The organism is Pseudomonas sp. Cab53, assembly GCF_018325965.1.
GTDB classification, from domain to species: domain Bacteria; phylum Pseudomonadota; class Gammaproteobacteria; order Pseudomonadales; family Pseudomonadaceae; genus Aquipseudomonas; species Aquipseudomonas chlororaphis_E.
Genome location: NZ_AP021902.1, coordinates 3,475,258 through 3,488,323 on the forward strand (window position 1 = coordinate 3,475,258; position 13,066 = coordinate 3,488,323).

The 13,066-nt window shown below is 64.5% G+C and carries 11 protein-coding genes and 1 pseudogene; 9 read left to right on the forward strand and 3 right to left on the reverse strand.

Annotation, left to right across the window (positions count from 1 at the left end; genetic code table 11):
• From tssH to KI241_RS15005, 4 genes are read left to right on the forward strand one after another with little or no spacing between them, the layout of a single operon-like run.
• Window positions 1-2,544 (forward strand): type VI secretion system ATPase TssH, encoded by a 2,544-nt coding sequence (gene tssH, locus KI241_RS14990; RefSeq protein WP_212802661.1) that lies wholly within the window; start codon window positions 1-3, stop codon window positions 2,542-2,544.
• Between the two features lie 34 nt (window positions 2,545-2,578).
• Window positions 2,579-3,247: an endonuclease/exonuclease/phosphatase family protein gene (locus KI241_RS14995; protein WP_212802662.1), complete on the forward strand. Its 669-nt coding sequence runs from the start codon at window positions 2,579-2,581 to the stop codon at window positions 3,245-3,247.
• 4 nt (window positions 3,248-3,251) lie between these two features.
• On the forward strand, window positions 3,252-5,261 hold the full coding sequence (gene tssI / locus KI241_RS15000) for a type VI secretion system tip protein VgrG (protein ID WP_212802663.1): 2,010 nt from the start codon (window positions 3,252-3,254) through the stop codon (window positions 5,259-5,261).
• A 13-nt stretch (window positions 5,262-5,274) separates the two neighbouring features.
• The gene (locus tag KI241_RS15005; RefSeq protein ID WP_042732223.1) at window positions 5,275-5,817 is read left to right on the forward strand and encodes a toxin-antitoxin system YwqK family antitoxin; all 543 of its coding nucleotides are present in this window, start codon (window positions 5,275-5,277) and stop codon (window positions 5,815-5,817) included.
• Window positions 5,818-6,031: 214 nt separating this feature from the next.
• Here KI241_RS15005 and KI241_RS15010 read toward each other — a convergent pair.
• Window positions 6,032-6,363: pseudogene (locus KI241_RS15010) on the reverse strand (DUF4280 domain-containing protein).
• Here KI241_RS15010 and KI241_RS28015 point away from each other — a divergent pair.
• The 4 genes from KI241_RS28015 to KI241_RS15025 all read left to right on the forward strand — a co-directional run bounded on the left by KI241_RS28015 (window position 6,302) and on the right by KI241_RS15025 (window position 9,789).
• A complete protein-coding gene (locus tag KI241_RS28015) occupies window positions 6,302-6,442 on the forward strand; it encodes a hypothetical protein (protein ID WP_280529471.1) in 141 nt (46 codons plus the stop codon). The pseudogene KI241_RS15010 and the gene KI241_RS28015 overlap by 62 nt on opposite strands.
• A gap of 157 nt (window positions 6,443-6,599) precedes the next feature.
• Window positions 6,600-7,667 (forward strand): phosphotransferase family protein, encoded by a 1,068-nt coding sequence (locus KI241_RS15015; RefSeq protein ID WP_047738853.1) that lies wholly within the window; start codon window positions 6,600-6,602, stop codon window positions 7,665-7,667.
• A gap of 25 nt (window positions 7,668-7,692) precedes the next feature.
• A complete protein-coding gene (locus KI241_RS15020; protein WP_042730564.1) occupies window positions 7,693-8,460 on the forward strand; it encodes an SDR family oxidoreductase in 768 nt (255 codons plus the stop codon).
• 213 nt (window positions 8,461-8,673) lie between these two features.
• Window positions 8,674-9,789, forward strand: a complete 1,116-nt coding sequence (locus KI241_RS15025) for a Gfo/Idh/MocA family oxidoreductase (protein ID WP_042730565.1) — start codon at window positions 8,674-8,676, stop codon at window positions 9,787-9,789.
• Between the two features lie 178 nt (window positions 9,790-9,967).
• On the opposite strand, the gene KI241_RS15030 is transcribed toward KI241_RS15025, so the two are convergent.
• Window positions 9,968-11,416, reverse strand: a complete 1,449-nt coding sequence (locus KI241_RS15030) for an FAD/NAD(P)-binding protein (protein ID WP_212802664.1) — start codon at window positions 11,414-11,416, stop codon at window positions 9,968-9,970.
• Between the two features lie 18 nt (window positions 11,417-11,434).
• A complete protein-coding gene (locus KI241_RS15035; RefSeq protein ID WP_212802665.1) occupies window positions 11,435-11,998 on the reverse strand; it encodes an XRE family transcriptional regulator in 564 nt (187 codons plus the stop codon).
• Between KI241_RS15035 and KI241_RS15040 the strand changes: the two genes are divergently transcribed.
• Window positions 11,993-13,015 (forward strand): DMT family transporter, encoded by a 1,023-nt coding sequence (locus KI241_RS15040; protein ID WP_212802666.1) that lies wholly within the window; start codon window positions 11,993-11,995, stop codon window positions 13,013-13,015. The two genes, KI241_RS15035 and KI241_RS15040, sit on opposite strands and share 6 nt — an antisense overlap.
• Window positions 13,016-13,066: the final 51 nt, after the last annotated feature.

Consider the following 13,066-nt stretch of genomic DNA (forward strand, 5'->3'; position numbering starts at 1 on the left):
ATGGAACTGGCCAGCCTGATCGGACGCCTCAACCCGGACAACCGCCGCGCCTTGGAACGGGCCGCGCAACGCTGCCTGCAACGCGGCCATCATTACGTCGAGATCGAACACCTGTTGCTGGAACTGCTGGACATCGAAGGGGGTGACTTCGCCTGCCTGCTGCCGCGCTTCGGCCTGGAACGCGACGCCGTGGCGACTGAAACCAATCGGGCCCTGGAGCTGTTCAAGTCCGGCAGCACTCGCACCCCTGCCCTGTCGGCGCAGACCATCGGCCTGCTGGAGGATGCCGTGGTGCAGGCCAGCGTACTGGGCCTGGACAGCATCCGTTCCGGGCTGTTGTTGCTGGCCCTGCTCGATCGCGACGAGCGCCGCGGCTTGCTGCTCAACAGTGCTTCATCGCTGCTGCGCATCCCCCGGGACGCCCTGCGCACCCACCTGCTGGAGTGGACCGAAAGCTCCCACGAACATACCGGCGGCGTACGCGCTGCCAAGCCTGGCGAGGCGCCGCAAAAGCAGGACCCGGTACTCGACCAGTACACCCAGGACCTGACCGCCGACGCCCGGGAAGGTCGCATCGACCCGATCGTCGGACGCGACGGCGAGATCCGCCAATGCATCGACATTCTGCTCAGGCGTCGGCAGAACAACCCGATCCTGGTGGGCGCCCCGGGCGTCGGCAAGACCGCCGTGGTGGAAGGCCTGGCCCTGCGCATCGCCGCCGCAGATGTGCCGCCGTCATTGCAAGAGGTGACGCTGCGGGTGCTCGACCTGGGCCTGTTGCAGGCCGGCGCGGGCGTCAAGGGTGAATTCGAGCAACGCCTCAAGGGTGTGATCGACGCGGTACGCAGCGCCGAAAAACCCATCATCCTGTTCATCGACGAAGCCCACACGTTGATCGGTGCCGGCGGTGCCGAAGGTGGCAGCGATGCCGCCAACCTGCTCAAGCCGGCCCTGGCCCGAGGCGAACTGCGCACCCTGGCCGCCACCACCTGGCTGGAGTACAAGAAATACTTCGAGAAAGACCCGGCCCTGACCCGCCGCTTCCAACTTGTGCAGGTCGAAGAACCAGACGAACTCACCGCCGTGGAAATGCTCCGTGGCGTCGCCACTAAATTGGAGCAGCACCACGGCGTGCAGGTGTTGGACGCGGCCATCCACGAAGCAGTGAAGCTGTCCCATCGCTACATTTCAGGACGCCAGTTGCCGGACAAGGCCATCAGCGTGCTCGACACCGCCTGCGCCCGGGTCGCCCTCGGCCAGCACGACGTACCGCCGCCGCTGGAAAGCCTGCGGCACCGTCAGAACAGCCTCAAGGATGAAGTCGAGCGCCTGCGACGCGAGCAAGCCACCGGCCTGGATCACCGCGAACGCATCACCCTGCTGGAAAGCGAATCGGCCAGCAACGTGCAGGCCATCCGCGAGCTGGAAACCCGCTGGGGCGAAGAACGCGAAGCAGTGCGCGAGCTGCTCGACACCCGGCGCGAACTGCTGGCCCTGAGCGAACGGGCCGATGCTGAAAAACCCGACACCGAGGTCGATAACCGCATCGATCACCTGGCCGCCGAATTGCTGCGCCTGGAAGCCGGCCTCGATGCCATTCGCCAGGACGATCCCCTGGTGCCCGAACAGGTGGACAGCAAGACCGTCGCCGCCGTGATCGCCGGCTGGACCGGCATCCCGGTGGGCAAGATGCTCGCCGACGAGGCCCACGCCGTGCGCACCCTGGGCCAGCGCATGGGGCAACGGGTGATGGGCCAGGGCCCGGCGCTCGACACCATCGCCCAACGCCTGCAAGCCTACCGCGCCGGCCTCACCGACCCGCAGAAACCGGTCGGGGTGTTCCTGCTGGTGGGCCCCACCGGCGTGGGCAAGACCGAAACCGCCTACGCCCTGGCCGATGCCTTGTACGGCGGCGAGCGCAACCTGATCAGCATCAACCTTTCGGAATACCAGGAAGCCCACACCGTCAGCCAGCTCAAAGGCGCCCCGCCCGGCTACGTCGGCTACGGCAGCGGTGGCGTGCTCACCGAAGCGGTGCGGCGCAAACCCTATTCGGTGGTGCTGCTGGACGAAATCGAGAAGGCTCACCCCGATGTGCTCGAAGCGTTCTACAACGTCTTCGACAAGGGGCTGATGGAGGACGGCACCGGCCTGGTGGTGGACTTCAAGAACACCGTGATGCTCGCCACCAGCAACGTCGGTGCCGAATTGCTGCTGGACACCCCGGCTGCGCAACTGGGCAGCGATGCCTTCAACGAAGCCTTGCGCAAGGTGTTGTTGCAAGCGTTTCGTCCGGCCTTCCTGGCGCGCATGACGGTGGTGGCGTACCGGCCGCTGGATGAGGCAACGCTGGAGGGGATCGTGTTGGCGAAGTTGGAAAAACTGCGTGCACGCTACAAGGCCGCGACGGGCAAGCCGTTCGAGTTCGACCCCGGGATCGTCAAGGCCGTGCTCGCCAAATGCAGCGCGGCCGGCGCGCGAGATATCGAAAATGTGCTGATGACGCAGGTGACGGGGAAGTTGGCGCAGTGGGCCCTGGAATAAACGCAACGCCGATGCAGCGCAGGGGGGTGGCCTTATGAGAATTGGCAGTTTCAACGTGGAAAAAAACGGCAAGTCCTCCACGCTGGAAAAGCAGACGCAGGTGGATATCTTTCTCCACAACTGCTGCTCCAGCAATTATTGGGACGCGGACCTCGTTTTCCTGTGTGAAATACATTCGGCGCAGATCGATAACTACCGTTCGAACCTGGCTGCCATTTACAAAAACTACAGCGTCTATTCCTTCACCGGCGGTCATTCGAATGCCTACATCGTCCTGGTCAAAAGCTTCGAGAGGTTGCAGGTGGTCAGCCAGGGCAGCCTCTTCACCTTGAACAGGGACCTGATTGCCGTCGAAGCCCACGGCGTGAAGGGCTACACCGGCTACGTATTTCTTGCCCATTTCAAGTCGGGACAGAACGGTGTGACCAAAAGCCAGCTTAAGTCCTGCACGGCCTTGGGCGGCAAGTGGGTGGCGACCGGCGATCTGAACCTGGATTACCAGAAGGTGGGAGAACTCGACACCGCCGGGCTGGCTTATGAGCGCTGGGGCGGCCAACAAACCCAAAGCAAGGGCGGCATCCTCGACTGGGTGCTGGCCTCCGTGGATGTCGCTGTCACGCCGGTCGACATCACGGGGCTCGCCCACGTGTTCGATATGTCCGGCCCCGATCACCGCCCCATCCTGTTCGATGTCAGAGGCTGAGCGCATGCCCCGCTCCACCGACAGCAACACCACCCTTTCCCTCACTGCCGCGACGCTGGCCGCGCTGTACCCGGACTCGCTGTCCGGCGAAGAGCGTCTCAACGCACTGGGTTCGCACGTCCTCAACGGCCTCAACGACGGCGCCCCATTGACCCTCACCACGGCCATCGGTAGCCACGTCACCACGACCCTGCACAAGGACGCGCTGCTGCGCCCGCTGGACCTGCTGGTGGCCGAAATCCGCCAGTTGCCCGCCGACGCCACCGCCGAGCGCTATCAACTGCTGCTCAGGCCCTGGCTCTGGTGGTTGGGGCTGGCCAGCAACAATCGGGTGTTCCAGAACCTCGCGACATCGGACATCGTCACGACGATTTTCAAGGCCCACGGCTTTACCGACTTCAAGCTCGAGCTCACCGGCAGCTACAGCCCCCGCGAGTATTGCGTGCAGTACGGCGAAACCGACCTGGCCTTTGTCTCGCGCCTGCTGGAAGAGGACGGGATCTTCTGGTTCTTCACCCACGCGCAAGGCACGCACACGCTGGTACTGGCCGACAACAACGACGCCTTCGCGCCGATCCCTAACGGACCGACGGTGAACTACCTCGGGCAGAAAATTGGCGACCGCGAACTGCATGGCGTCCGGACCGGGCACGTGTCCCTGCAAGCGGTGGCCGGGGTCTACCAGGCGACCGACTACGAATTCACCACCCCCACCACATCGCTCTACAGCCAGGCCGAAGCCGTGGCCGGGCCGAGTTCGATGTACGAGCATCCGGGCGGCTACACCGCCAAGGCCCAGGGCGACGCACTGACCAAGCAGCGAATCGACGGCCTGCGCAGCCAGGCGCAGCGGTTTGTCGGCGAAAGCGACTGCCGCTGGCTGGTGCCGGGGTACTGGTTCACCCTGGCCGGGCATGAAGACCCGGCGCTGAACATCGACTGGGTGGTGACCTCGGTCAGCCACGAGGCCAGCCACGACAGCTACTACAACCGGTTCGAGGCGATTCCCAAGGCCACGGCCTACCGACCGGCCCGCCTCACGCCAAAACCGCGCATGCACCCCCAGACCGCGGTGGTGGTGGGCAAGGCCGGCGAGGAAATCTGGACCGATGAATACGGGCGGATCAAGTTGCAGTTTCCCTGGGATCGCACCGAGAAGAACGATGAAACCTCCTCCTGCTGGGTACGCGTGGTCCTGCCCTGGAGCGGCAAGGGGTTCGGCATGCAGTTCGTACCCCGGATCGGCCAGGAGGTCATCGTCACGTTCATCGACGGCGACCCGGACCGTCCGCTGGTGACCGGCTGCGTCTATAACGGCGACAACGCCTTGCCCTATGCGCTGCCGGCGAACCAGACCCAATCCGGGATCAAGACCCAATCGTCCAAGGGCGGCGGCGGTTTCAACGAGTTGCGCTTCGAGGACAAGAAGGACGCCGAAGAAGTGTTCCTCCAGGCCCAGAAGGACCTCAACATCAACGTGCTCAACGACACCACCGCCACCGTCGGCCACGATGAAACCCTCACGGTGCAGAACGCCCGTACCCGCACGGTCAAGGACGGCGACGAGACCGTCACCCTGGAGAAAGGCAAGCGCAGCGTGACGATCCAGACCGGCAGCGACAGCCTCGACGTCAAGGACACCCGCAGCGTGACCGTGGGTTCGGACCAGACCCACAGCACCGGCGGCAACTACGCGCACAAGGTCACCGGCAACTACGACCTCACGGTGGACGGAAATCTGACGATCAAGGTCAGCGGCACCCTGACCCTGCAAAGCGGCGGCAGCTTCGCGATCAAGAGTGGCGCCGACCTGGCGGCCCAGGCCAGCACGTCCATCAGCCAGAAGGCCGGCACGGCTCTGAGCAACCAGGCCGGCACTTCACTGGAAAACAAGGCCGGCACCACCCTGACCAACGACGCCGGCATCAGCCTGGTGAACAAGGCCGCCGCCGAACAGACCGTGGACGGCGGTGGCATGCTGACCATCAAAGGTGGCCTGGTGAAGGTCAACTGAGGGGAGCGCATCGATGGCCTCGAAAACACTCGACGTGGAACGTGGCGACAGTCAACTGAACGGCCAGTTGATCGAGGGCCGGCTCGACGGCCCACTGCACATCGAAGAAGCCCGCCGCCCCCAGGCGAAACTCAACTACCACCGCGGTGAACTACAAGGCACCAGTACGTTGTATCACCCCAACGGCAAGGTTTCGGCGGTGCTGCCCTTCGTCAACGGCAAGCTGCAGGGGGTGGCGAGTTTTTATGCGGCCGAAGGCGGTTTGCAGCGCCAGGCCACCTACCGCGCCGGCTTGCTCCACGGCGAAGCCAATAACTACTTCCCCGACGGGCAACTGGCCGAGGCCGAGTTCTATCGCGACGGCGTACGCGACGGCCGTTACCGCCGCCTGCACGCCAACGGCAACCCCGCGGTCGAGGCCCGTTACCTCAATGGCCAACTGCTGGAACCGGCCCACGCCTACGCCGAAGACGGCCGCCCGCTGGACGCCGAAGGCAAACCGATCTCCCGGCTGCGCTGGTGGCTGCGGCGCTGGAACGACCCGGCGCAGGCCTGAACTCCTTACTTTTGTAGAGGGTGTACACCGCCTCTGCAGACACCACTGCCCTTGTGGGAGCCGGGCTTGCCCGCGAAGACGGCGGCACATTCAACATATTCATGACAGACACTCCGCTTTCGCGGGCAAGCCCGCTCCCACAAGGGATTTGGGGTGTACGCAGCTTTTGCTCGCACCTGCGCAGGAGACCACCAATAGCTGCACACCCAGCCAGTCAGGGAATCAACATCTGCACCTGCCCCGGCACGACAATCTTGATGACCCCGGCCCAGGAGCACATCAAGGTGCTGTTGGCATCGATGGCCGGCATGTTGCCCAGCAGCAGGGTCGGTGGGCCGCCCGGGATCCAGGGGGTGGCGGTGGCGGGGATGCAGGGCATGGGGTGAGCACGCCCAGGGCGGCGGCCGTGGCGGCGGCGACGGTCGGGTTGGCCAGGCTCATGCACATGCCGAACGTGGTGACGTTCACCAACGGAATGTGATCCATGATGTTCGCTGCCGGCATCCCGCCAGTCAGCATTCGGTTGACCGGCAATACGTTGAGCACCGCTGGCGCGGCGCCGAAGCTGCATTGCAAGGTGGCGGTGCTGCAGACCTGCGGGCATCCCATCGCGGCGACTCCTTGAAGCGACCCCGAAACCATAGCTCACCTGGACGCATCAGGCCCGCTGATTATCCAGCAACACGCTAACCTATAAGACCCTGGCGTGCTTGTGACGCCTCCCGCGCGCCATTAGATTAGCCAATGATCGATGGCCTCCAAAATAAGCAGAAGGGATAAGCATGGCGTTTACTGATCAGTCCACCCGCGTGCGCGACGGTGAAGAACTCGATGCCAGTCTGATCGACCCGTACCTCAAGGCCCACATTCCGGGCCTCACCGGTTTGCCACGGATCAGCCAGTTCCCCGGTGGCGCGTCGAACCTGACCTACCTGCTGGAGTACCCCGAACAGGAGTTCGTCCTGCGGCGCCCGCCGTTCGGCCACAAGGCCAAGTCCGCCCACGACATGGGCCGCGAATTCCGCATCCTCAATCAGTTGCGCGAGGGGTTCCCGTACTGCCCGAAAGCCTACGTGCACTGCACCGACGAGTCGGTGATCGGTGCCGAGTTCTATGTGATGGAACGGGTCAAGGGCATCATCCTGCGCTCCGACCTACCGCCGGAACTGGGTTTCGACGCTGCCCGCACCGAAGCGCTGTGCAAGAGTTTCATCGACCGGCTGGTGGAACTGCACCGGGTCGACTACAACGCCTGCGGCCTGGCGGACCTGGGCAAGCCCCAAGGCTACGTGGCCCGGCAGATCCGTGGCTGGAGCGAGCGCTACGAAAAAGCCCTGACCCCCGACGCGCCGCAATGGCAGGCCGTCAAGGACTGGCTCAACGACAAGATGCCCGCCGACCACCCGACGTCCAGCATCGTGCACAACGACTACCGCTTCGACAACGTCATCCTGGACCCCGAGAACCCGATGCAGATCATCGGCGTGCTCGACTGGGAATTGACCACCCTGGGTGATCCGCTGATGGACCTGGGCAACAGCCTCGCCTACTGGATCGAGGCCGACGACCCGGCGCCGGTGCAACTGATGCGGCGCCAGCCCAGCCACGCGCCCGGCATGCTGACCCGCCGCGAGTTCGTCGACTACTACGCCGAACGCGCCGGCATTCGCATCGACAACTTCGATTTCTACTACACCTACGGCCTGTTCCGCCTGGCCGGTATCGTCCAACAGATCTACTACCGCTTCTACCACGGCCAGACCCAGGACAAACGCTTCGCGCAGTTCGTTCAGATGAACAAGCTGCTGGAGCAGATGAGCCTGCAGGTCATCCGCAAATCCACGCTCTGAGCGCACCTATAACAAGGGAAACCGCATGTCCAAGACTCAGTTGTTCGACCTCGACGGTAAAATCGCTTTCGTTTCCGGTGCCAGTCGCGGCATCGGCGAGGCCATCGCCAAGTTGCTGGCCCAGCAAGGCGCCCACGTGATCGTGTCCAGCCGCAAGCTCGACGGCTGCCAGCAGGTGGCCGACGCCATCGTCGCCGCGGGCGGCAAGGCCACCGCCATCGCTTGCCACATCGGTGAAATGGAACAGATCAGCCAGGTCTTCGCGGGCATCCGCGAGCAGTTCGGGCGCCTGGACATCCTGGTCAACAACGCCGCCACCAACCCGCAGTTCTGCAACGTCCTGGACACGGACCTGGGCGCCTTCCAGAAAACCGTGGACGTGAACATCCGCGGCTACTTCTTCATGTCGGTGGAAGCCGGCAAGTTGATGCGCGAGAACGGCGGCGGCAGCATCATCAACGTGGCGTCGATCAACGGCATCTCGCCGGGGATCTTCCAGGGCATCTATTCGGTGACCAAGGCGGCGGTGATCAACATGACCAAGGTCTTCGCCAAGGAATGCGCGCAGTTCGGCATCCGCTGCAACGCCCTGCTGCCGGGCCTGACCGACACCAAGTTCGCCTCGGCGCTGGTCAAGAACGACAGCATCCTCAAGACCGCCCTGGCCCAGATCCCGCTCAAGCGCGTGGCCGACCCGAGCGAAATGGCTGGCACGGTGTTGTACCTGGCCAGCGACGCGTCGAGCTACACCACGGGCGTGGCGCTGAATGTGGATGGCGGGTTTCTTTCCTGAGACCCGCATATCCCAGATGTGGGAGCGGGCTTGCCCGCGAAAGCGGTGTGTCAGTCGATGGAGATGCTGGATAGCCCGGGCCTCTTCGCGGGCAAGCCCGCTCCCACAGAGATTTTCCATTGCATCAATGAATATTTATTCCAATATTTGCAATTAGGGAATTTTTATTCCATAAAGAGCCCTCTGACAATAACAACTCAAAGGGCTCTTCTCATGCGCGAACTCGGCATCGGTCTGATTGGCACCGGCTTCATGGGCCGTGCCCATGCCTTGGCGTTCCACCAGGCCAAGGCGGTCTTTGACCTTCCCCACCCCCTGACATTGGCGGCCCTGGCCGACGCCGACCCGCAGCGCGCCCGGCAATGCGCACAGAGCTGGGGCTTCGAGACGGCCCACAGTGACTGGCAACGGTTGATCGAAGACCCCAAGGTCAATCTGGTCGCCATCACCACTCCCAACCATTTGCACTTCCCCATGGCCATGGCGGCGCTGGCGGCGGGCAAACCGGTGTATTGCGAGAAGCCCCTGGCCGTGTCCCTCGACCAGGCCGACCAGATGCGCCAGGCGGCCAAGGCGGCGGGCGTGGTCACCCGGGTCGGCTACAACTACCAGCACAACCCGATCATCCAGTTGGCGCGGGAGATCATCCAGCGCGGGGAACTGGGCTCGATCGTCAGTTTCCAGGGCGAGTTCAGCGAAGACTTCATGGCCAACCCGGCCTCGCCCTGGTCATGGCGCTGCGAAGCGGCCCACGCCGGCGGTGCCCTGGCGGACCTGGGCAGCCATTTGCTGGCGATGGCCCGGCATCTGCTGGGCGATGTCGAGGCGGTGTGTGCCGTCAGCCAGACCGTGCACACCCAGCGCCCCGCCAGCGCCGGCAATCGCGAACAGCGCACCATCGCGGTGGACGACCATGTGCACGCGCTGCTGCGCTTCGCCAATGGCGCCTGTGGCACGGTGAGCAGCAGTTGGCTCAAGCACGGCTACAAGAACCACCTGGCCTTCGAGATCAGCGGCACCCTCGGCACCTTGGCGTTCGATCAGGAACGGCTCAATGAACTGCGCCTGTGCCGCGCCGGCGAAACCGGGTTCCAGCGCCTGCTGGCCGGCCCGGACCTCCCCGGCTACGCCGCCTTCAGCCCGGCCGCCGGGCACCAGTTGGGCTACAACGAACTGAAAACGCTGGAGGTGCAGGAACTGCTCATGGCCCTGGCCGGCGAAGCGGGCCACGGCACGGACTTCGAAGAGGCCTGGGCGGTGGAACGCCTGGCGGCGGCGATTCGCCTGGCGGCGCGGGAGCAGCGTTGGGTGAACATCAGCGAGTTATAACCGCAACCGCTCACTTCAGTGAACGCCCTGTGGCGAGGGAGCTTGCTCCCGCTGGGTTGCGCAGCAACCCCAAAGAGACTGAATGCTGCATACGACCAACCTGACACACCCAGGTGAATGGTTTCAGGGCTACTTCGTAGCCCAGCGGGAGCAAGCTCCCTCGCCACAGGGGCTCGAATCAGTTTGAGCCCTGGCCTTGCAACTCGACCAACCGCCCCGCCAACACCTTCGCCTGACTCGCCACATCAGTCACGGCGGTACTTTCCCACCACATCCCCCGCAGCGGCGGGCCCATGGCGAACAGGCGGTCGGCGGGTTCGCCTCGGGCATTGATTACCGCGCCGTCGGCACGGGCGGCGATGCCCAGGGCCAGCGGGCCGGGCTGGATCAGGCCGCGGGCCAGCAGTTGCTGCGGTAATGGCCGGGCCACCCGGCGCCAGTCGTATTCGATGCCACTGGAGTTGATCAACGCAGCGCCCTGCACCACGGTCGTCCCGGCCTCGCCGCGCCGACGGAGGCGAATTGCGACGGTGCCCTCGGCCGACTCGACCAGCCCCTTGAACGACGCCGCCTGAATCCGCAACCGCCCTTCTTCGTGCAGACGCGCCACCAGTTCCGCACTCAACGGCGGCGAACGGTGGTGATGGCTCTCCCACCAGGGCCGGACATGTCGCACGAACTGCCGGCGCAGTACATCGCTGGCCTGGCTCCACAAGCGCCCGATATGCGCGCGTACCGTGTCCAGCGGCGCCTGCCAATCGATGCCTTGGGCCTGGGCCTGGCGGCACTGGTGACGCAACGCGCGCATCAGTTGGCGCGGCGAACGCAGGCTGTGGTCTTCGGCAAGAAAATCTGCCCACGCCGGCGGTTGGCGGCGCACATGCGGCAACAGCCCATGGCGGGAAAACACTTCGATGGGCCCACGGTGCCCGGCCTGTTCCAACGACACCACCGCATCGACCATGGTCAGCCCCGAGCCGATGATCAGCACCGTGGCCTGGGGATCGAGCTGGCGCATCGCGGCCACGTCCCAGGGATCCAGGGCTGCGGCGTTCAAGCCGCTGGATTCGGTCTGCGGCGTTCGCGCCGCCGGGAACATGCCGGTGGCCAGCACGGCGAAACGCCCGCGCAGGACCTGGCCGTCATTCAACGTCAGCAACACCGCACCCTCGACAAGCTGCAGATCCACCACCTCCCCGCGCACGTGCTCGGCCACGGAGCCGTGCTGAGCGCCGACCGCCCGGGCCTCGTCCAGGCGTTGTTGCACGTACAGGCCAAAGATTCCCCGCGGTGGAAACAGTTCGCTGATCGGCACGTGCTGCTGATCCGACTCGGGCCAGCCACCGGCCTCGATGAACGCGGTGAGCCATTGGGTCAGGTCATCGGCGTTGTCGGGATCGACGCTCATCCGCGCTGCGTTACCGTTCAGGGTATGCCCCAGTTCCACGGCGCTATAGGCCTCGCCTCGGCCCAGCTCGCTGCGTGGCTCGACCACCAGGACCTCACGGCGGCCCGGCAGGCGCAGCAATTGCGCCGCCAGCAAGGCACCGCTCAGGCCGCCGCCGACAATGATCACATCGGCTTCACGGGCGATGTCCTTCGCCTGTTGCTCCGGCGCTGTCTGCATACCGCTCTCCCCCAGGCTTCAAATCACCACATTGCGTACAAATCGCACCGCCACCGGCCCCTCATTGCGATAGGCGTGGGGCTGGTTGCTGGCGAACATGAAAAACTCACCGGCGCCGATCTGCCGCGCTTCGTCGCCCAGCAGCAGCGTCAGGCAACCCTCAAACACATAGAGCTGCTCGCTCCAGCCGTCAGCGTCGGGTTCAGAAGGATAATGCTCTCCGGGCTCCAGGCGCCATTCCCAGAGTTCGACCTCGCGGCTGGCAGTGGCCTTGGCCAGCAACACCGCCTTGCTGCCGGGGAAAGTACCGGCCCAGGCCAGTTCATTGATGCGGCTGGGGTCACGGGCATCGGGGGCCTGGATCAGGTCGCTGAAAGCCACGTCGAGGGCTTCGGCGATGCGGTCCAGGGTGGTCAGGCTGACATTCTTCTCGCCGGCTTCGATCGCCACCAGCATTCGCCGGCTGACCCCGGACCGCTCCGCCAATGCACTCTGGCTGAGCTGCGCGGCATGCCGCAGGCGGCGGACATTCTGGCTGACGTGTTGCAGGACGGACGCCCGCTGGCCGGATTCTTTGTGCACTATATTGCTCACATACTGGGGCTGCGCATTATACTGCCCAACTTCGGACGCATTGTGCGTCTGCCTCATGTGGCGCGCAAGGTCATGGCATCGGTGAACTCCCCTCAAGCTTCCCCTCGTTTCTCTCGATTCAGCAAGGCCGAATGCGTGCTGGTGCTGATCACCATGATCTGGGGCGGGACATTCCTGCTGGTGCAGCACGCCATGACAGTCAGCGGGCCGATGTTTTTCGTCGGCTTGCGCTTCGCCGCGGCGGCGGCATTCGTGGCGCTGTTCTCGTGGCGTCACCTGCGAAACCTGACCCTGTTCGAACTCAAGGCCGGAGGTTTCATCGGTGTGGCGATCATGCTCGGCTATGGCTTGCAAACCGTTGGCTTGCAGACGATCCCCAGCAGCCAGTCGGCGTTCATCACCGCGCTCTACGTGCCTTTCGTACCGCTGTTGCAGTGGCTGGTGCTGGGCCGCCGGCCAGGCTTGATGCCCAGCATCGGCATCATGCTGGCGTTCACCGGGCTGATGCTGGTATCGGGCCCGGCCGGGGCCTCGTTGAATTTCAGCACCGGTGAAATCGCCACGCTGATCAGCGCCATCGCGATTGCCGCCGAGATCATCCTGATCAGCGCCTACGCCGGCCAGGTCGACGTTCGCCGGGTCACCGTGGTGCAACTGGCAAGCACCGCCGTGCTGGCGTTCCTGATGGTGGTGCCCACCCAGGAAAGGCTTCCGGAATTTTCCTGGCTGCTGCTGTTCAGCGCCGTCGGCCTGGGGGCAGCGAGCGCAGCGATCCAGGTGGCGATGAACTGGGCGCAGAAAAGTGTCTCGCCGACCCGCGCCACGCTGATCTACGCCGGCGAGCCGGTCTGGGCCGGTATCGCCGGGCGCCTGGCGGGCGAGCGGTTGCCGGCGATTGCCTTGTTCGGCGCGGCCCTGATCGTGGCGGCGGTGATTGTCAGTGAGTTGAAAACCCGAGGCAAAGGCGTGATCGAGGCGGATGAAGTTCTGGAGCGCGAGGGCTGAGACAGCCCTCTGAACCGGCAAAGTCGGAAAACTCCACCTATCTTGTAGGAT

What these genes read in the sequence shown, in the direction of transcription:
- tssH (WP_212802661.1), top strand. Translation starts at nt 1, where the DNA reads ATGGAACTGGCCAGCCTGATCGGACGCCTCAACCCGGACAACCGCCGC.
- KI241_RS14995 (WP_212802662.1), top strand. Translation starts at nt 2,579, where the DNA reads ATGAGAATTGGCAGTTTCAACGTGGAAAAAAACGGCAAGTCCTCCACG.
- tssI (WP_212802663.1), top strand. Translation starts at nt 3,252, where the DNA reads ATGCCCCGCTCCACCGACAGCAACACCACCCTTTCCCTCACTGCCGCG.
- KI241_RS15005 (WP_042732223.1), top strand. Translation starts at nt 5,275, where the DNA reads ATGGCCTCGAAAACACTCGACGTGGAACGTGGCGACAGTCAACTGAAC.
- KI241_RS28015 (WP_280529471.1), top strand. Translation starts at nt 6,302, where the DNA reads ATGATGTTCGCTGCCGGCATCCCGCCAGTCAGCATTCGGTTGACCGGC.
- KI241_RS15015 (WP_047738853.1), top strand. Translation starts at nt 6,600, where the DNA reads ATGGCGTTTACTGATCAGTCCACCCGCGTGCGCGACGGTGAAGAACTC.
- KI241_RS15020 (WP_042730564.1), top strand. Translation starts at nt 7,693, where the DNA reads ATGTCCAAGACTCAGTTGTTCGACCTCGACGGTAAAATCGCTTTCGTT.
- KI241_RS15025 (WP_042730565.1), top strand. Translation starts at nt 8,674, where the DNA reads ATGCGCGAACTCGGCATCGGTCTGATTGGCACCGGCTTCATGGGCCGT.
- KI241_RS15030 (WP_212802664.1), bottom strand. Translation starts at nt 11,416, where the DNA reads ATGCAGACAGCGCCGGAGCAACAGGCGAAGGACATCGCCCGTGAAGCC.